The 16760-nt window shown below is 62.8% G+C and carries 20 protein-coding genes; 8 read left to right on the forward strand and 12 right to left on the reverse strand.

From position 1 onward, the window contains the following. The first annotated feature begins 174 nt into the window (after positions 1–174). Entirely contained in the window at positions 175–804 is a 630-nt protein-coding gene (locus NKI66_RS29740) for an alpha-ketoglutarate-dependent dioxygenase AlkB family protein (RefSeq protein WP_023810636.1), read from the forward strand. Here NKI66_RS29740 and coaA read toward each other — a convergent pair. From coaA to hisB, 9 genes are all read right to left on the reverse strand, one after another. Then, the gene (coaA, locus tag NKI66_RS29745; RefSeq protein ID WP_013528342.1) at positions 791–1750 is read right to left on the reverse strand and encodes a type I pantothenate kinase; all 960 of its coding nucleotides are present in this window, start codon (positions 1748–1750) and stop codon (positions 791–793) included. The genes NKI66_RS29740 and coaA overlap by 14 nt on opposite strands. A gap of 23 nt (positions 1751–1773) precedes the next feature. Continuing rightward, complete coding sequence (locus NKI66_RS29750) at positions 1774–2097, reverse strand: phosphoribosyl-ATP diphosphatase (RefSeq protein WP_023810637.1); 324 nt, start codon at positions 2095–2097, stop codon at positions 1774–1776. A 72-nt stretch (positions 2098–2169) separates the two neighbouring features. Next, positions 2170–2964: an imidazole glycerol phosphate synthase subunit HisF gene (gene hisF / locus NKI66_RS29755; protein ID WP_023810638.1), complete on the reverse strand. Its 795-nt coding sequence runs from the start codon at positions 2962–2964 to the stop codon at positions 2170–2172. After that, complete coding sequence (locus NKI66_RS29760) at positions 2961–3797, reverse strand: arginase family protein (protein WP_023810639.1); 837 nt, start codon at positions 3795–3797, stop codon at positions 2961–2963. Before NKI66_RS29760 ends, hisF begins: the two co-directional genes overlap by 4 nt. Then, entirely contained in the window at positions 3794–4537 is a 744-nt protein-coding gene (gene hisA, locus NKI66_RS29765) for a 1-(5-phosphoribosyl)-5-[(5-phosphoribosylamino)methylideneamino]imidazole-4-carboxamide isomerase (RefSeq protein WP_023810640.1), read from the reverse strand. Before hisA ends, NKI66_RS29760 begins: the two co-directional genes overlap by 4 nt. Before the next feature lie 4 nt (positions 4538–4541). Continuing rightward, positions 4542–4832 carry a DUF1330 domain-containing protein gene (locus tag NKI66_RS29770; RefSeq protein ID WP_023810641.1) on the reverse strand — a complete coding sequence of 97 codons (291 nt, stop codon included), beginning with the start codon at positions 4830–4832 and terminating at the stop codon, positions 4542–4544. Next, complete coding sequence (gene hisH / locus NKI66_RS29775) at positions 4829–5488, reverse strand: imidazole glycerol phosphate synthase subunit HisH (protein WP_023810642.1); 660 nt, start codon at positions 5486–5488, stop codon at positions 4829–4831. Before hisH ends, NKI66_RS29770 begins: the two co-directional genes overlap by 4 nt. Beyond that, complete coding sequence (locus NKI66_RS29780; protein WP_352611029.1) at positions 5488–5964, reverse strand: DUF2628 domain-containing protein; 477 nt, start codon at positions 5962–5964, stop codon at positions 5488–5490. Before NKI66_RS29780 ends, hisH begins: the two co-directional genes overlap by 1 nt. A gap of 4 nt (positions 5965–5968) precedes the next feature. Next, positions 5969–6568: an imidazoleglycerol-phosphate dehydratase HisB gene (gene hisB / locus NKI66_RS29785; protein ID WP_352611028.1), complete on the reverse strand. Its 600-nt coding sequence runs from the start codon at positions 6566–6568 to the stop codon at positions 5969–5971. 242 nt (positions 6569–6810) lie between these two features. Between hisB and hslV the strand changes: the two genes are divergently transcribed. From hslV to NKI66_RS29815, 6 genes are all read left to right on the forward strand, one after another. Continuing rightward, positions 6811–7362 carry an ATP-dependent protease subunit HslV gene (gene hslV / locus NKI66_RS29790; RefSeq protein ID WP_023810644.1) on the forward strand — a complete coding sequence of 184 codons (552 nt, stop codon included), beginning with the start codon at positions 6811–6813 and terminating at the stop codon, positions 7360–7362. Between the two features lie 71 nt (positions 7363–7433). Beyond that, positions 7434–7946, forward strand: a complete 513-nt coding sequence (locus NKI66_RS29795; RefSeq protein WP_023810645.1) for a GNAT family N-acetyltransferase — start codon at positions 7434–7436, stop codon at positions 7944–7946. Then, positions 7943–9103, forward strand: coding sequence for a hypothetical protein (locus NKI66_RS29800; RefSeq protein ID WP_023810646.1), 1161 nt, complete (start codon positions 7943–7945; stop codon positions 9101–9103). Before NKI66_RS29795 ends, NKI66_RS29800 begins: the two co-directional genes overlap by 4 nt. A gap of 52 nt (positions 9104–9155) precedes the next feature. Continuing rightward, the gene (locus NKI66_RS29805) at positions 9156–9755 is read left to right on the forward strand and encodes a DUF2585 domain-containing protein (protein ID WP_352753792.1); all 600 of its coding nucleotides are present in this window, start codon (positions 9156–9158) and stop codon (positions 9753–9755) included. 4 nt (positions 9756–9759) lie between these two features. After that, positions 9760–11073: an ATP-dependent protease ATPase subunit HslU gene (hslU, locus tag NKI66_RS29810; RefSeq protein WP_023810648.1), complete on the forward strand. Its 1314-nt coding sequence runs from the start codon at positions 9760–9762 to the stop codon at positions 11071–11073. A gap of 231 nt (positions 11074–11304) precedes the next feature. Continuing rightward, positions 11305–12264: a DUF1402 family protein gene (locus NKI66_RS29815; RefSeq protein ID WP_352753793.1), complete on the forward strand. Its 960-nt coding sequence runs from the start codon at positions 11305–11307 to the stop codon at positions 12262–12264. A 285-nt stretch (positions 12265–12549) separates the two neighbouring features. Here the strand turns inward: NKI66_RS29815 and NKI66_RS29820 are convergent, their stop codons facing one another. The 3 genes from NKI66_RS29820 to NKI66_RS29830 form a co-directional block, all read right to left on the reverse strand. After that, complete coding sequence (locus NKI66_RS29820; RefSeq protein WP_031213034.1) at positions 12550–13788, reverse strand: NAD(P)/FAD-dependent oxidoreductase; 1239 nt, start codon at positions 13786–13788, stop codon at positions 12550–12552. After that, entirely contained in the window at positions 13785–14099 is a 315-nt protein-coding gene (locus tag NKI66_RS29825) for a Rieske (2Fe-2S) protein (RefSeq protein WP_352672863.1), read from the reverse strand. The genes NKI66_RS29820 and NKI66_RS29825 overlap by 4 nt, the downstream gene beginning before the upstream one ends. A 94-nt stretch (positions 14100–14193) precedes the next feature. Continuing rightward, positions 14194–15285 carry a fatty acid desaturase family protein gene (locus NKI66_RS29830; protein ID WP_352720768.1) on the reverse strand — a complete coding sequence of 364 codons (1092 nt, stop codon included), beginning with the start codon at positions 15283–15285 and terminating at the stop codon, positions 14194–14196. Positions 15286–15453: 168 nt separating this feature from the next. Between NKI66_RS29830 and NKI66_RS29835 the strand changes: the two genes are divergently transcribed. Beyond that, the gene (locus NKI66_RS29835; protein WP_023810652.1) at positions 15454–16485 is read left to right on the forward strand and encodes a LacI family DNA-binding transcriptional regulator; all 1032 of its coding nucleotides are present in this window, start codon (positions 15454–15456) and stop codon (positions 16483–16485) included. Positions 16486–16760 lie beyond the last annotated feature (275 nt).

Consider the following 16760-nt stretch of genomic DNA (forward strand, 5'->3'; position numbering starts at 1 on the left):
TCCTCCCAAAAACACGGGGGCGATCATGCCCCCGTGTCGTCAAAAAGCTACCAGCCAAATATCCTGTCAGAACACTGAAGGTGCCTAAGTGAACTGCATTAGGCTTTCGGGTCGCCGTTTTCTTTTGATCGTGACATTTTACGGTTCCGAACCATCCGGGAGGTGACCGAATCCGTGCTCGTTCTGCCCAAAGGTGTCCGCCACATGCCGGCCTATCTGTCACGCACCGTGCAGGAAGCGCTGGTCGATGAGGTGAGACGGATCGTGCAGCAGGCGCCGCTGTTCGTGCCGGCCATGCCGCGCACCGGCAAGGAGATGAGCGTGCGCATGACCAATTGCGGGCCGCTCGGCTGGGTCACCGACAAGGAGCACGGCTATCGTTACCAGCCGGCGCATCCGGTAACCGGGGCGCCTTGGCCGCCAATTCCGGATGCGCTGCTCGAGCTGTGGCGCGAGGTCTCGGGCTATCCGCACCCGCCGGAAGCATGCCTGATCAATTTCTACACGCCGGATGCAAAAATGGGGCTGCATCAGGACCGCGACGAGGCCGATTTTTCGGCGCCGGTCGTCTCCGTCTCGCTCGGCGACGACTGCCTGTTCCGAGTCGGCCAGACTACGCGTGATGGCGCCACCAAGTCGTTCAGGCTGCAAAGCGGTGACGTCGTGGTGCTCGGCGGCGAGGGGCGGCTGTGCTTTCACGGCGTCGATCGGATCTATCCCTCGACCTCGGCGCTGCTGAAAAACGGCGGGCGGATCAATCTGACATTGCGACGGGTGACGAAGCCGGCCGTCACAGCTTCCTGAGCGCCACTTCCTCGATCAGGTGGTCGGCGCCCTTGCGCAGGATCAAGTCGGCGCGGGCCCGCGTCGGCAGGATGTTCTCGCGCAGATTCTTCAAATTGATGTTGGTCCACAGGCCTTCGGCGATGGCGCGCGCCGACCCCTCCGACAGCTGCGAATAGCGGTGAAAGAAGGAGTCCGGATTGCGGAAGGCGGTCTCACGCAGCCGCATGAAGCGGGAAATGTACCAGTTGTGGATCAGCTTCTCGTCGGCATCGATGTAGATGGCGAAGTCGAAGAAGTCCGACAGGAAAGGCACGATCTTGCCGTCCTGCGGCAGCTTGCCGGGCTGCAGGACATTGATGCCTTCGAAGATCAATATGTCCGGCCTGTCGATGGTGACGAACTCGCCGGGAATGACGTCATAGGTCAGGTGCGAATAGACAGGCGCGCGGACATCGGGCAGCGCCGACTTGATGCCCGACAGGAAGCGCAGCAGCGCGCCCACATCGTAGCTGTCGGGGAAACCCTTGCGCTCCATCAGGTTCTCGCGGCGCAGGACCTCGTTGGGCAGCAGGAAACCGTCGGTGGTGATGAGATCGACCTTGGGGCTCGACGGCCAGCGCGCCAGCAGTTCCTTCAGCACGCGTGCGGTGGTCGATTTGCCGACGGCGACAGAACCGGCGATGCCGATGATGAAGGGTGTCTTGACCACGTCGACCGCGTTGAAGAAGGCCTGGCGTTGCCGGAACAGCAGCTGGCTCGCTTCGACATGCGCCGACAACAGCCGCGACAGCGACAGATAGATGCGCGTGACCTCCTCGAGATCGACCGGATCGTTGAGCGAGCGCAGGCGGCGGAATTCGTCCGCGCTCAGCGTCAGTGGGGTATCGGCGCGGAATTGCGACCATTGCTCGGCGGAGAAGAAGCGAAAGGGGGAATACTTCTCGGTCGGCGCGAGCTGATCCATCGAGATACCTGCCCTCCTCGCGGTCAGCCCTTGGGCCGTGACGCCTTCTCGGCGATCCCCGAACGCCCGGTGCGGCCTTCGAGTTCCCTGAGCACGTCGCTCAGCGGAACCCCGGAGAGGCCGAGAACGACAAGCCAATGATATATAAGATCGGCACTTTCCGAAACGATGGCCTGTTTGTCGCCCTTGACGGCGGCAATCACCGTCTCGACCGCCTCCTCGCCGAGCTTCTGCGCCGCCTTGTCGATGCCGCGCGCGAACAGTTTTGCCGTCCACGAGTCCGGGTCGCCGGAATGGGCGCGTTCCCCGACGATTTTTTCCAGATCTGACAGTGAAAACTCGGTCATGGCCGTCATCTATCTGCTTGTTTAAGCATGATCTTTTTCCGAAAAACGGTTCCCACTTTTCGGGATCATGCTTTAGGGCCGATTATTCACAGAGTCCAGCCGCATCGGCAGCCCCGCGGCGGCCATATGTGCCTTGGCCTGCGCTATCGTGTAGGTGCCGAAATGGAAGATGGACGCCGCCAGAACCGCGCCGGCATGGCCGTCGCGAATGCCTTCGACCATGTGGTCGAGCGTGCCGACACCGCCGGAAGCGATCACCGGCGCGCGCACGGCGTCTGATATCGCGCGGGTCAGCGCGATGTCGTAGCCGGCCTTGGTGCCGTCCCGATCCATCGAGGTCAGCAGGATCTCGCCGGCGCCGCGATCGACCATTTTCCGGGCGAACTCGACCGCATCGATGCCGGTCTTTTCGCGGCCGCCATGGGTGAAGATCTCCCAGCGGTCGGTCTCACTGGTGCTCGACACCTTCTTGGCGTCGATGGCGACGACGATGCACTGGTTGCCGAACTTGTCGGCGGCCTCGGCAACAAAATCCGGGTTCTTCACCGCGGCCGTGTTGATCGACACCTTGTCGGCGCCGGCCAAGAGCAGCTTCCTGATATCGGCGACCTGGCGCACGCCGCCCCCGACGGTCAGCGGCATGAAACATTGTTCGGCGGTGCGTGCGATGACGTCGAAGATGGTTTCGCGATTGTCCGACGAAGCGGTGATGTCGAGGAAGCAGAGTTCGTCGGCGCCGGCCGCGTCATAGGCCTTGGCCGCCTCGACCGGATCGCCGGCGTCGACGAGATCGACGAAGTTGACGCCCTTGACGACACGGCCGTTCTTGACGTCGAGACAGGGGATGACACGGGCTTTCAGCATCAGCGGCCCTCTATCGTGGCGATGAGATCGTTCAGCAACTGGCCAACCAGCGGCGGAACATCGGCCTGGGCGTCGAAGGCCGGGTCGTAGGCGGAGACGGTGATGCCGACGACCGGCACCGCCAGCGCCATGGCGCAAGTGGCGTCGCGCAGCTGTTCCGGGCTCGGGCCGCCCGAAGTGATATAGCGGTTGGCCTGCAGCTCCCGGGGATCATGCACGTCCATATCGAGATGCATGTGCACGCGTCTGGCGCCGGCGATCTTCAGTCTTTCGGCCGCCTGGGCCACCCCGGAGCATTCCGTCCGCACGATCGGCAAGGTCTCGAGAAGCTGTCTTTCCGCCGGATCGAGATCGCGCGCGTTGACGAGCACGCAACGCGACGGATCGATCGGCCTGAAGCCGGGAATGGCCGACGCCATCGGCCGCCAGCACAGGCCAAGCACCGTCGCCAGCGCCATGCCGTCGAGAAAGCCATATGTGGATGTCTCGGGCGTGTTCAGGTCGCCATGCTGGTCGGCCCAGATGATCGCATCGGCGTCCTCACCGGCGACCGCGCCGGCGCTGGTCAGGCAGTTTCCCGCAAGGACGATGGGAAACCGACCGGCGTCACGGGCAAGGCGAACCTCGCTCGCAACCGCGTTGCAGACGGCAAAGCCGGTGGCGATCTCGCGCTCCTGATCGTCTCCGACCTTGCCGATGTCCCCGACCGCGACGTCGTGACCGGCCATCGTCAAGGCTTCGACGAGCCCGCCCGAGACCAGCGCGTCCGGACCTTGGCCCATGCCGCCATGGTAATGGCCGCTGTCATAGGAGGCCAGGATGATGGAAATTTTCACGTCCGCGGCTCCGCCCTGCCCTGGAGGATCGCCAGGGCCTCGGCCGGATCGATGCGGCCGTCATAGAGCGCGCGCCCGGAGATCGCGCCTTCGAGCTTTTGCGCATCGGGCATGGTCATGCGCACGATGTCGGCGATCGAGGCGAGGCCGCCGGAAGCGATCACCGGGATCGACACGGCATCGGCGAGGTCGATGGTGGCGTCCCAATTGATGCCGGTCAAAACGCCGTCGCGGTCGATGTCGGTGTAGATGATGGCGGCGACGCCGGCGCCCTCGAATTTCCTCGCCAGTTCGATGACGCCAAGGCTCGACGCCTCGGCCCAGCCCTCGACGGCGACCTTGCCGCCCTTGGCGTCGATGCCGACGGCGACCTTGCCCGGAAACGCCTTGCAGGCCTGCTTGACCAGGTCGGGATCGCGCACCGCCACCGTGCCGAGGATGACGCGGGCCAGCCCGCGATCGAGCCAATCCTCGATCTGCGCCAGCGTGCGGATGCCGCCGCCGAGCTGCACCGGGTTCTTCGTTGCCTTGAGGATGGCGCCGACCGCCGCACTGTTGACGCTCTGGCCCTGGAAGGCGCCGTTGAGGTCGACGACATGCAGCCATTCGAAGCCCTGTTGCTCGAAGGCTCGCGCCTGGGCGGCAGGATCATCGTTGTAGATGGTCGCGGTCGCCATGTCGCCATGCCTGAGGCGCACGCACTGGCCGTCCTTGAGATCTATCGCCGGGAAAAGGATCATCCGTTCAGGCGCCTTCCACAATGGCGAAATGCGACGTCGAATAGAGGCGTCGGAATTTCAGCGCCGCCTGGTATTCGGGCGAATGGAAGCAGGCGAGTGCGACCGCGTAGCTCTCGAACTCGATGATGACATGGCGATTGCCCGATGGCCCTTCCGGGCTCGACGACCGACCGCCGCGGGTCAGGAATTTTGCGCCATATTTGTCGAAAGCCGCTTTGTTGGCGGCAATGTATAGCGGATAATTTTCCGGATCGGTCACCTCGACCATCGCCATCCAGTAGCCCTTCTTGCTCATCGGTTTTCAGGGCTCCAGCGCAGGAAATTGGTGATCAGCGCCAAGCCCAGCGCCTGGCTCTTTTCCGGGTGAAACTGCGTGCCGACGAGATTGTCGCGGGCGACGGCCGCCGTCACCGGGCCGCCATAGTCGGCGACCGCCAGAACCTCTTCCGCCTTGCCCGCATCGAGATGGTAGGAATGCACGAAATAGGCATGCAGCCCGCTTGCGCCAGTCGGTATGCCGGCAAACAGCGGATGCTGGCGCTTGAGCTCGATCGTGTTCCAGCCGATCTGCGGGATCTTCAGCGTCGGATCGGCCGGCGTGATCTCCTTGACGTCACCTGATACCCAGCCGAAGCCGTTGGTGATTGTCTTTTCCAGGCCGCGCTCGGACATCAGCTGCATGCCGACGCAGATGCCGAGGAACGGCCGGCCCTTGTCGATAGCCACCTCCTCGACCGCTTCCCACATGCCTTCGAGGGCATGCAAGCCGGCCGCGCAGTCGGCATAGGCGCCGACGCCGGGCAGGACGATGCGGTCGGCCGTGCGCACCCGTTCGGCATCCGATGTCAGGTCGATAGCAGCCGATATGCCGGCTTCCCGCGCCGCGCGCTCGAAAGCCTTGGTGGCCGAGCGCAGATTGCCCGAACCGTAATCGATGATCGCAACCCGCATCAGCTTCTTCCCGGGATGTGGGTCAGCCCCAGCGCCATGCCCGGCTGCGACGGCCGCGCCAGGGCAGCGTCCGGGACCATGCGCGGTGCCGGTGCGGCCTGATCGGGAAGCGCTTCCGCCTCGAGCGCATAGCGCGTGTCAGCATCGTCGAGCCAACCGGCTTCGACCGCGCCCCATTCGTGCCAACCGCGCCGGCGAAGTGCCGCGATGCGCAGGCCTTGCCCTTCCAGTCCGACATAGAGCGAAACCAGCAACGACAGCAACGACCCGGCCAGACCAAGGCCGAGCTTCTGGCCCAGCATCGAAAGCAGGCCCATGACGACGAAGGCAAGCGCCGCCTCGATCCACAGCCGATGCCAGGCGAACCATAGCGGCGGCACCAGAAGGCCCAGCCAGGTGAAGCCATCGCGGACAAAGGCCGTGGCATCGGCCTTTTCGCTGCGGCCTGGCGGTTCCATCACGACATAGGTGGCCATTGCCTTATCCCTTCAACGATCCCTTGGTGGAGGGAACCGCATCCGGCTGGCGCGGATCGCGTTCGAGAGCCGCGCGCAGCGCGCGCGCCACCGCCTTGAAGCAGGTCTCGGCGATGTGATGGTTGTTGGCGCCGTAGTGATTGGTGACATGCAGCGTGATGCCGGCATTCTGCGCCAGCGCCTGGAAGAATTCGGGCACCAGCTCGGTGTCGAAGGTGCCGATCTTCGGCGATGAGAAGGAAACGTTCCAGACCAGGAAGGGACGGCCGGACACGTCGATCGCGGCGCGCGTCAGCGTCTCGTCCATGGCAAGGTCGATCGAGGCATAACGCATGATGCCGCGCCGCTCGCCCAGTGCCTTGGCCAGCGCCTGGCCGAGCGCGATGCCGGTGTCCTCGACCGTGTGGTGGTCGTCGATGTGCAGATCGCCCTTCGCCCTGACCGTCATGTCGATCAGGGAGTGGCGCGACAGCTGGTCCAGCATATGGTCGAAGAAGCCGACGCCCGTGGCGATATCCGACTTGCCGGAGCCGTCGACATGGACCGCCACGGAGATGTCGGTTTCCTTGGTCTTGCGGCTTGCTTCGGCGGAACGGGGCGGCATCACTCTATCCTTGTCCCAGAGGTTCACATCGTGACCGGCTCAGAGGCTTCAAGCGCTCGCAGGCTTGAAAACGAAAGCCTTCTAGCAGCATGATCCGGCGATTGCCAGTTGCCTCTGACAGCGGTATCGGCCTTGCCAGAGAGCGATTTGCAATCACCGGCCCCATGCATACATATGGCCGATCAAAGTTACTCGTACCGCGCCGATCGCCTTATCGGGATGGCGCTGCTCGGAGCCAGGAAATGTCCAATGAACTGACCATGCACGCCACGACCATCGTGACGGTGCGCAAGGGCAACAAGGTGGTGATCGCCGGCGACGGCCAGGTCAGCCTTGGCCAGACCATCATGAAGGGCAACGCCAAGAAGGTGCGCCGCATCGGCAAGGGCGGCAATGTGATCGCCGGGTTCGCCGGTGCCACCGCCGACGCCTTCACGCTGCTGGAACGGCTCGAGGCCAAGCTCGAACAATATCCAGACCAGCTGACGCGCGCCTGCGTCGAACTCGCCAAGGACTGGCGCACCGACCGCTATCTGCGCCGGCTCGAGGCGATGATGCTGGTGGCCGACAAGTCGGTCTCGCTGGCGCTGACCGGCACCGGCGACGTGCTCGAACCCGAATTCGGCGTCATGGCCATCGGTTCGGGCGGCAATTACGCGCTGGCGGCGGCACGCGCGCTGATGGACAGCGACAAGGATGCCGAGGAGATCGCCCGCAAGGCGATGCAGATCGCATCCGACATCTGCGTCTACACCAACAACAGCTTCGTCGTCGAAACGCTCGATGTCGGCTGAGCGGGCCGACCATGATCCCGAAACGTGGAAACCGGTTTTCTCGGACGAACGGTTCCGTTCGTCCAGAGATCATGGTCCAACAAGAAGATAGCTATGATTTTCGGCCGGTGACCGAGAAAGACCTGCCGATGATCGCCGGCTGGCTCGCCGAACCGCATGTCGCCGAGTGGTGGGACGATCCCGAGATCGAGATCGCGCAGATCCGCGAGCACATCGACTCGATTTCCGTCGAGCCGCTGATTATCGAACTCGACGGCAAGCCGATCGGTTATCTGCAGACCTATGATCCGCATCTGGAGGACGGCCATCCCTATGCCGACCAGCCGTTCGGCACGCTCGGCATCGACCTGTCGATCGGCCGGCCGGAGCTGGTCGGGCTCGGCCATGGCTCGGCAATCGTGCGCCAGTTCGTCGAACAGCTTTTCGACGAAGGCGTGCCGCGCGTCATCATCGATCCTGATCCCGCCAATGTCAGGGCCATCCGCGCCTATGAAAAGGCTGGCTTTGTTGCCTTTGACACCAGAACATCGGAGTACGGGCCTGCCTTGATGATGGCGCGCGACGCGACGCAGGAGCCCAATTGATCAGCGCCGAAACACTCGACAAGGCAGTCGCGAAAGGTTTGATCTCGCAGACCCTGCGCGATCAGTTGGAGGCCATGGAACGCGCGGTCGCTCTCGCCCCCGAGGTCAGGCGCGCCGATGACGAGGGTGACGAGGAAAACCTGCGGCTGGTCGGCGGCGGCAACGATCTGTTCGTCACCGTTGGAACCGTTCTGCTCAGCGCCGGCTTCTTCTTTGTCCTCACCACCTTGCTTCCAGGCCAGACATTCTGGATCGCCGGCATCCTCGCGGTTTTCGCCTGGGGGCTTGCCGAAATTGTCACGCGTCAGCACCGGATGAAATTATCGTCGTCCGTGCTTGCCCTGATTTTCATGGCCGCCATTCTGGCCGCTCTGGCGCTACAAGTGGAGTCCAGCTTCGGCATACGCAAGCCGGAGACTATCTGGCAGCTATTGGCGTTGCGCCAGAAGGCGTCCCAGGCCGGATATCTGTTCCTGGGCGGAGGAATAATCGCGGCGGCGATCTATTTCTGGCGTTTTCGCGTCCCCATCATTGCCGGGGCTATCGCCATCGCCTTTACACTGCTTGCCTTCCTGCAAACGGCGATAATCCTGTATGACAGCGTGACAGCGGGTGCGATTGCGCCGCCGCGTATTGAGGATGTTCCCGAATTGCTCCGCGCGGCACTTTACATGCCGCTGATCTGCGGCCTGATCGTGTTCGCAACGGGTGTAGCTTTTGACATTTACGACAGGGATCGACGCAAGATCTGGTCTGATTGCGCTTTCTGGCTGCATGTCGTCTCGGCGCCCATGCTGGTGCATCCGCTGTTTATCATGGCAACCGGCCAGAACGTCGTATTCGGACATATCGCGCCGGATGCCAATGCAACCATCATGCTGACGATTCTGATCCTTGGCTTCCTCTATGTCGCGCTTGCCATCGACCGCCGTTCGCTTCTGGTTCCGACATTGGCTTACTTCGGCTCGCTGGGCATCTACTATCTGGTGAATTCCGCCTCCGATTCGACGGGTATCCCGCCTTTTGCCTTGATCCTGGTCGTTGTTGGCGCGCTGATTATTCTGTTCGGGGCTGGCTGGCAGCGTATCCGGCGGATTGTGGTCAAACCCACCTTGCCGGCTGCCGTGATCCGCCGGCTACCGCCGCTGAAGGCGTGACAAGGCTTTGTGATGATCGACACGGCGACGCGAAACGAGGGGGAATGAACCGATGACGACACCGGCCACGGAGAGCAGCTATTCGGCCTATGAAGACAGCTGGCGGATGGGGCTTCTGCTGGTGCTTGCCCTGGTCATCTTCCAGGCTGGGGCGCTCTACGGCATGGGGCGAGCGCCGATCTGCACCTGCGGCTATGTGAAACTCTGGCACGGCGTGGTGAACAGTTCGGAGAATTCCCAGCACATTTCGGACTGGTATACGTTCTCGCACATCATCCACGGCTTCCTGTTCTATGCGCTGGCCAAATTCCTGTTCCCGCGTTCGCCGATCGGACTGAGGCTGGCGTTCGCCGTCTTCATCGAAGGCGGCTGGGAGCTGCTCGAAAACAGCCCGTTCATCATCGAGCGCTACCGCGCCGACACCATCTCGCTCGACTATTACGGCGACAGCATCATCAATTCGGTGTCCGACACACTGGCCATGGTGCTGGGATTTGTGATGGCGCGAAGGCTACCTATATGGGTGATCGTCAGCCTTGCCATCATCTTCGAACTCGGTACCGGCTATCTCATCCGGGACAATCTGACACTCAACGTGATCATGCTGCTGCATCCGTTCGAGGCCATCAAGCAGTGGCAAAGTGGAATTTAGTGATATGAGCACATTTTCTCCCCGCGAAATCGTTTCGGAACTCGACCGTTTCATCATTGGCCAGAAAGACGCCAAGCGCGCCGTGGCCATCGCCTTGCGCAACCGCTGGCGCCGCCAGCAGCTGGAGGGCCAGATGCGCGAAGAGGTGATGCCGAAGAACATCCTGATGATCGGGCCGACCGGCGTCGGCAAGACCGAGATTTCGCGCCGCCTGGCGCGGCTCGCCGGTGCGCCTTTCGTCAAGGTCGAGGCGACCAAGTTCACCGAGGTCGGCTATGTCGGCCGCGACGTCGAGCAGATCATCCGAGACCTGGTCGAGATCGCCATCGGCCTGGTGCGCGAGAAGATGCGCGAGGACGTCAAGGCGCGCGCCCACGTCAACGCCGAGGAACGCGTGCTGGAAGCGCTGGTCGGCAAGACGGCGAGCCCGGCCACCCGCGATAGTTTCCGCAAGAAGCTGCGCGACGGCGAACTCGACGACAAGGAGATCGAGGTCGAGGTCGCCGACACCGGCGCTGGCGGCATGCCCGGCTTCGAAATCCCCGGTATGCCGGGCGCCAATATCGGCGTGCTGAACATCAACGACATGCTGTCGAAGGCGATGGGCGGCAAGAAGACCAAGATGCGCAAGACGACGGTGAAGGAATCCTACGACCTGCTGGTCAACGACGAGTCCGACAAGCTGCTCGACCAGGACGAGGTGGTGCGCCGGGCGCTCGATGCGACGGAGAATGACGGCATCGTCTTCCTCGACGAGATCGACAAGATCGCGTCGCGTGAAGGCGGCATGGGCGCCGGCGTTTCCCGCGAAGGCGTGCAGCGCGACCTGCTGCCGCTGATCGAAGGCACCACGGTGGCGACCAAATACGGACCTCTGAAGACCGACCACATCCTGTTCATCGCCTCGGGTGCGTTCCACGTGTCCAAGCCGTCAGACCTGTTGCCGGAATTGCAGGGCCGCCTGCCGATCCGGGTCGAGCTGCGGGCGCTGGAGAAGGACGATTTCGTCCGTATCCTGACCGAGACAGAGGCCAGCCTGATCAAGCAGTATATCGCTCTGATGAAGACCGAGGGCGTCGACCTGACCTTCACCGACGACGCGATCGATTCGCTGGCCGGCATTGCCGTCGACCTCAACGCCAGCGTCGAGAACATCGGCGCAAGACGACTGCAGACAGTGATGGAACGGGTGCTGGACGAAATCTCCTACGACGCGCCCGACCGCAACGGAACCAGCGTCACCATCGACGCCGCCTATGTGGAAAAGCATGTCGGCGACCTGTCCAGGAATACCGACCTGTCGCGGTTCATCCTTTGAACGACGGCGCCGGAACGTTCCGGCGCCGGTCCAGGCAACATTTTCCGGCCAGCAAAATCATGTGTGGCCAGATGGTATCATCTGGCAGCTTTCGTAGTGCCGGGTGAAGGGGCGCTCTCGACTCGACCAAGAGCTTTACCTAGTTTGCGCGGCAATTCTCGATCTCTTGGTTTGACGCAATTCCGGAAAACCGTTTCACACTTTTCCTGGAATTGCTTGGGCGGCGGGTGCATGAAAAAACTGATTCTGGTTATTCTCGGCTTGACGCTGGCGGCGACGCTGTTCGCCGCCGAGGCAGCGACATTGGTGCCGCCGGGAAATCGCAATGCCGTGCAGCCCGATATTCCGGGCGCCTCCAGCCGGCGCACGCAAGCGACCAACACCAGCTTCCAGGCGAAGTACCGCAAGGTCTACGCCCTGCTGCAGAACGACGCCGAATTGCGCGGCAAGATCAAGAAGGCAGCCGCCACCTACGGCATCGATCCCTTGCACATCGTCGGCGCCATCGTCGGCGAGCACACTTACAATGTCGATGCCTATGACCGGCTGCAGACCTACTACGTCAAGGCGATCTCCTATCTCTCCAGCAAGCTGTCCTTCGCCTATGACGGCGAGGACATCACCGATTTCGTGCAGCGGCCGGAATTCAAGAAATGCGCCGCAATGTCCGACAGCTACGATCTGTGGGAATGCCGCGAACAGGTGTGGAACCGTTCGTTTCGCGGCAAGTCGGTCGGCGGGACGAACTTTCCCGACGACCGTTTCGGCGCCACCTTCTTCCAGCCCTATTATGCCGGCCAGACCTTCGGCCTTGGCCAGCTCAATCCGCTGACCGCCTTGCAGATGAGCGATCTCGTGCACAAGGTCTCCGGCCTGCCGAAGCTCGACGTCGGCGACCCAAACTCTGTCTACAAGACCATCATGGATCCCGACCTGACGCTGCCATACGTCGCCGCGACGATCCGGAAATCGATCGATGCCTACAAGAGCATTGCCGGCTTCGACATTTCGGGCAATCCGGGGGTCACCGCCACGCTCTACAATGTCGGCAATCCGGAGCAGCGGGCTGACGCGCTGAAGGCGGAGAACGACAGGCGCCGCGCCGCCGGCGAGCCGGAAAAGCTGCCGGAAGAGAATTACTATGGCTGGCTGGTGAATGACAAATTGGCGGAGCTGAAGGCGCTGTTTTAGCGGGTTTGAGCTCAGGCCTCTACCTCCCGCTTGTGGGGAGGGTATCGCATATGGATTCTTGCGAAGAAGGACCCCCACCCTAACCCTCCCCACAAGGGGGAGGGAACGCTGTCGCGTGCCTTTTATTCTTCTTTGGCGCCGAAAAGTCAGGCGACTAGCCTAGGTCGGCGCCGACGGAAGTCTCCCTCCCCCTTGTGGGGAGGGGTTAGGGGTGGGGGTCGGTGCCGGGCAGACATCTCAGGAATTCCATATGCGATTACCCTTCCCACAAGGGGCAGAGCAGGCTCAAGCCGCCAGCAGCGACTTCAGCTTGACGTCCTGCGATCCCAGTGCTTCCGGCGCCGGCTTCGCGCGCTTGCCGATCAGCATTTCAGCCAGCCTGATGTCGCGGGCGACCGCGTTGCCGGGGCCGACGCCGCTGGCCGCCACCAGCCTGCCGTCTTCAGCCAGATGGAAGAGGATGAAGGCGCCATCGCCGAGGTCGCGGCGCACGGTGCTGCGGCCTTCGTCGGACAGCCCGGCGATCTGCAGGCTCAGGCCGTATTGATCCGACCAGAACCACGGCACCGCCGTATGTGCCTCGCCGGCGCCGAGCATGTTCCTGGCCGCCAGCGCGCCCTGCTCCTGGGCGTTGCGCCAGGCTTCCAGCCGTACGCGGCGGCCGCCATAGACGGCGAGCGGAAACGAGCAGCAATCGCCGGCGGCAAAGATGTCGGGATCGTTGCTGCGCAGCTCGGCATCGACGGCAATGCCGTTGTCGATCGCCAGCCCAGCTTCGGCCGCAAGCCCGGTCACCGGCACGGCGCCGATGCCGATGATCGCGAGGTCGGCGACGATTTCCCGGCCGCCGGCAAGCGCTATGCGCACCTTGTTGCCGTCGTCGGCGATGGACGCGATGCCATCCCCGCACAGGATATCCACACCCTCGGCGACGTGCGCATCATGGATGATTTCTGCGATCTCCGCCGGCACGCCGCGCATCAGGATGCGCGGCTGCGCCTCGATGACGGTGACATCAGTGCCGAGCTTGCGGGCCGCGGCCGCGAGTTCGAGACCGATGAAACCGCCGCCGATGATGGCGATGCGGTTGCCGGCGGTGAGATGCGCACGAATGGCGAGCGCATCGGCAAAGGTGCGGAGATAGACGCAGCGCGGACCCAACCCCGGCATCGGCAGCTTGCGCGGCGTCGAACCGGTTGCCAGCAGGAGCTTGTCGTAGGGCAGGACCGATCCGTCCGACAGGCGCACCGCATGCGCCGCGCGATCGATCGCCACGGCCTGGACGGAATGTATATGCCGGATCGATTTCTCGGCCAGAATTGCGTCGCTGGCGATCGCCTTGATCTCGGGCGCATCGCTGGCCATCGCCTCCTTGGACAGAGGCGGGCGCTCGTAGGGCAGATGCGGCTCGTCGCCGACCAGCGTCACCGGCCCCCGATAATCGAGGTCGCGCAGCGCCAATGCCGCCCGCCCGCCGCATTCGCCGGCGCCGATGATGAGCATCCCCCCCGCCATGTCAGTCATCCGATCTGGATCAGGACTTTGCCGGCATCGACCTTGACCGGATAGGTCTTGAGATTGACGCAGACCGGGGCGCCGCGGGCGTCACCCGTCTTGTAGTTGAAGCGGCCATTGTGCTTGGGGCATTCGATGATGTCGTCCATCACCAACCCATCGGCCAGGTGCACCTTTTCATGCGTGCAGAGGCCGTCGGTGGCGAAGAACTCGTCGTCGGGGCTGCGATAGATGGCGAAGGAGCGGCCGCCATGATCGAAGCGCATCACATCCTCCTCGTCTATGTCGCCGGTGGCGCAGGCCTCGACCCAGTCGCTCATTCAAGTCCTCCCAAAGCAAATCCAGGAAAAGTGCGCAGCGGCTTTCCGTCCGGAATTGCGTTAAATAAATATTCCAGATCGGATGGAAGCACGATCATTCCGCCGCGGCGGCGACAGTGTCGTTGTGGAATTCTTCGCGATATGGCCGTGCGGTCGGCGGCAGCTTGCGCTTGAGGAAATAGTCCTCATTGCGCAGCTGGCGCAGGAAGACCGGTATCATCTCGCGATAGCCGGCCAAGATCGACGGTGTCGGTTCCGGCAGATCGTGCTTGATCAGTTCGTGCAGCCTCGGCAGCGCATGGTACGGCACCATCGGGAACATGTGATGCTCGACATGGTAGTTCATGTTCCAGTAGATGAAGCGGCTGATCGGGTTCATGTAGACGGTGCGGCTGTTCAGCCTGTGGTCGGTGACGTTATCGGCCAGGCCGCCATGCTGCAGCAGCCCGACCATGACATGGTGCCAGGCGCCGTAGAGCCTGGGCAGGCCGACCAGCATCAGCGGCAGGAACGAACCGGTGTAGAGCGCCAGCCCGACGATGGCGGCATAGACCGCCGTCCAGATGCGGGCGACGCGGATCGCCTTGGGCTGTTCCTGTTCGGGAATGAAGGTCTTTTCGGCGGCGCTGATGTTGCCGGCGGCGTTGCGCAGCATGTCTGACATCGCACGCCAGGCGTCGAGCACGCCAACGAAGCCCAGCATGGCGCGAACCAGATCAGGCGGCCGCATGACCGAGATTTCCGGGTCGCGGCCGACGATGACGGTGTCGGTGTGGTGGCGCGTGTGGCTCCAGCGCCAGGTCACCGGATTGCGCATGATCATGAAGCAGGCGATCTGATAGACCGCATCGTTCATCCACTGCGTCCGGAAGGCGGTGCCATGACCGCATTCGTGCCAGCGCGAATCCGTCGAGGAGCCGTAGAGGACGCCATAGACGAAGAAGAACGGCACGCACCACCAACTGCCCCAGAACCAGGCGCCGCCGGCGCTGCTGACGATCAGGGCGGCGAACCAGATTGCGGTATCGCGGATCGCCGGCCCGTCGGAGCGCTGCATCAGCTCCTTCATCTGCTTGCGCGGTACGTCGGTGTGATACCACTCGGCCGCCGACAGGCCGGTCTCGACGGCGAGCCTGGCGTCGCGGCCGATCAGGCTGTAGTCACGCCGGGACGGCGCAGTGGACATGATTGCCTCCCTCGGCAAAGGCATCCGCCAGAGCGATGCCGTGAAATCCCTTGGTTTCGAGCATCAAAGTAACGCCGACCGATGATGGACTCAACATCACAAAGATAGTTTCTATCATTTCCCATCAGGATGATATACGAAGGCTCAAGCAAACCCGACGAGGCGAGCATGGTGAAGCGGCCGACAATATCAGATCTGGCGCGCATCTCGGGCGTCAGTGTCGCCACCGTCGACCGCGTGCTGAACAACCGGCTGCCGGTGCGCGAAGAGACAGCGCGCCGCGTCTACGAGACCGCTACCGATATCGGCTACCACGCCGCCGGCCTTATCAAGCAGCGCATGCGCCAGGAATTGCCGGAGTACCGGCTGGGCTTCCTGCTGCTGCGGGGCAATGATGCCTTTTACGGCGACTTCGCGCGGGAACTTGAACTGGCCATCTCGCAATCGCAGCGCTTCCGCGGCGTTGCGACCATCGATTTCGCCAGTTCCCTGGCTCCCGACGAGATCGCCTCCCAGATGCGCAGGCTGGCGGCGAAATCGAGGGCCATCGCCGTTGTCGGTCCGGACCATCCGACCCTGACAGCGGTCGTGGAAACCTTGAAGGCGAGAGGGCAGCCGGTTTTTTCGGTGCTGTCCGACTTTGCCGCCGGCATCCGGGAGGGCTATATCGGCCTCGACAACCGCAAGGTCGGGCGCACCGCCGCATGGATGATCTCCAAAGCAGCCAAGCGGCCCGGCAAGGTCGCCCTCTTCGTCGGCAGCCACCGCTTCCACGGCCATGAGCTGCGTGAGATCGGCTTTCGCTCCTTCTTCCGCGAGCACGCGCCGGAGTTCAGCGTGCTTGAGACGCTGGTCAATCTGGAAGCCAACCAGGTGACCCATGACGCGATGATCGATCTTCTGGCACGTTATCCGGATCTTGCCGGCTGCTACGTCGCGGGCGGCGGCATGGAAGGCGCAGTCTCGGCGCTGCGGGCAGCGAAGCCCGCGACCATGCCGGTGGTCGTCTGCAACGAGATCAACGCCGAGTCGCGCGCGGCACTCGCCGACAACATCCTCACCATGGTGATCTCGACCCCGCTCGCCGCTTTGTGCCGTGAGCTTGTCGACCTGATGGCGCATGCCATCGAAACCGGCGCCGCCAACGCTCCGGGCCAGACCTTCCTGCCCTTTGACATCTACCTGCCGGAAAACATCTAGCCCGCCGCCGCGCAAGGCCGCCGAGGCAAATGATAGAATCCATCAGAGCGATGCGTAAATCGGCCGGCAGGCCGCGGAATCGCCCTTGACGCCCCGATGTGAAATGGAATAAATATTTCATCATCTGTGTATTTTGGTTCTTTCGTTCCGGAACATCTGTTTCAAACAGAGGGTTTGACGTTCCAGCCAGGAGGCAAGCGTCATCCGGAATAGAAAAGATATCAGGGAGAGATTCCCCGGGGAGATCGGGGATTCCGGATAAATCGGTGAAACCG

Origin of the sequence: Mesorhizobium sp. M0518, assembly GCF_040321125.1 — a bacterium.
Classification (GTDB): domain Bacteria; phylum Pseudomonadota; class Alphaproteobacteria; order Rhizobiales; family Rhizobiaceae; genus Mesorhizobium.

What these genes read in the sequence shown, in the direction of transcription:
- coaA (WP_013528342.1), bottom strand. Translation starts at nt 1,750, where the DNA reads ATGGATCAGCTCGCGCCGACCGAGAAGTATTCCCCCTTTCGCTTCTTC.
- NKI66_RS29750 (WP_023810637.1), bottom strand. Translation starts at nt 2,097, where the DNA reads ATGACCGAGTTTTCACTGTCAGATCTGGAAAAAATCGTCGGGGAACGC.
- hisA (WP_023810640.1), bottom strand. Translation starts at nt 4,537, where the DNA reads ATGATCCTTTTCCCGGCGATAGATCTCAAGGACGGCCAGTGCGTGCGC.
- NKI66_RS29770 (WP_023810641.1), bottom strand. Translation starts at nt 4,832, where the DNA reads ATGAGCAAGAAGGGCTACTGGATGGCGATGGTCGAGGTGACCGATCCG.
- hisH (WP_023810642.1), bottom strand. Translation starts at nt 5,488, where the DNA reads ATGCGGGTTGCGATCATCGATTACGGTTCGGGCAATCTGCGCTCGGCC.
- NKI66_RS29780 (WP_352611029.1), bottom strand. Translation starts at nt 5,964, where the DNA reads ATGGCCACCTATGTCGTGATGGAACCGCCAGGCCGCAGCGAAAAGGCC.
- hisB (WP_352611028.1), bottom strand. Translation starts at nt 6,568, where the DNA reads ATGCCGCCCCGTTCCGCCGAAGCAAGCCGCAAGACCAAGGAAACCGAC.
- hslV (WP_023810644.1), top strand. Translation starts at nt 6,811, where the DNA reads ATGTCCAATGAACTGACCATGCACGCCACGACCATCGTGACGGTGCGC.
- NKI66_RS29795 (WP_023810645.1), top strand. Translation starts at nt 7,434, where the DNA reads ATGGTCCAACAAGAAGATAGCTATGATTTTCGGCCGGTGACCGAGAAA.
- NKI66_RS29805 (WP_352753792.1), top strand. Translation starts at nt 9,156, where the DNA reads ATGACGACACCGGCCACGGAGAGCAGCTATTCGGCCTATGAAGACAGC.
- hslU (WP_023810648.1), top strand. Translation starts at nt 9,760, where the DNA reads ATGAGCACATTTTCTCCCCGCGAAATCGTTTCGGAACTCGACCGTTTC.
- NKI66_RS29815 (WP_352753793.1), top strand. Translation starts at nt 11,305, where the DNA reads ATGAAAAAACTGATTCTGGTTATTCTCGGCTTGACGCTGGCGGCGACG.
- NKI66_RS29820 (WP_031213034.1), bottom strand. Translation starts at nt 13,788, where the DNA reads ATGACTGACATGGCGGGGGGGATGCTCATCATCGGCGCCGGCGAATGC.
- NKI66_RS29825 (WP_352672863.1), bottom strand. Translation starts at nt 14,099, where the DNA reads ATGAGCGACTGGGTCGAGGCCTGCGCCACCGGCGACATAGACGAGGAG.
- NKI66_RS29830 (WP_352720768.1), bottom strand. Translation starts at nt 15,285, where the DNA reads ATGTCCACTGCGCCGTCCCGGCGTGACTACAGCCTGATCGGCCGCGAC.
- NKI66_RS29835 (WP_023810652.1), top strand. Translation starts at nt 15,454, where the DNA reads ATGGTGAAGCGGCCGACAATATCAGATCTGGCGCGCATCTCGGGCGTC.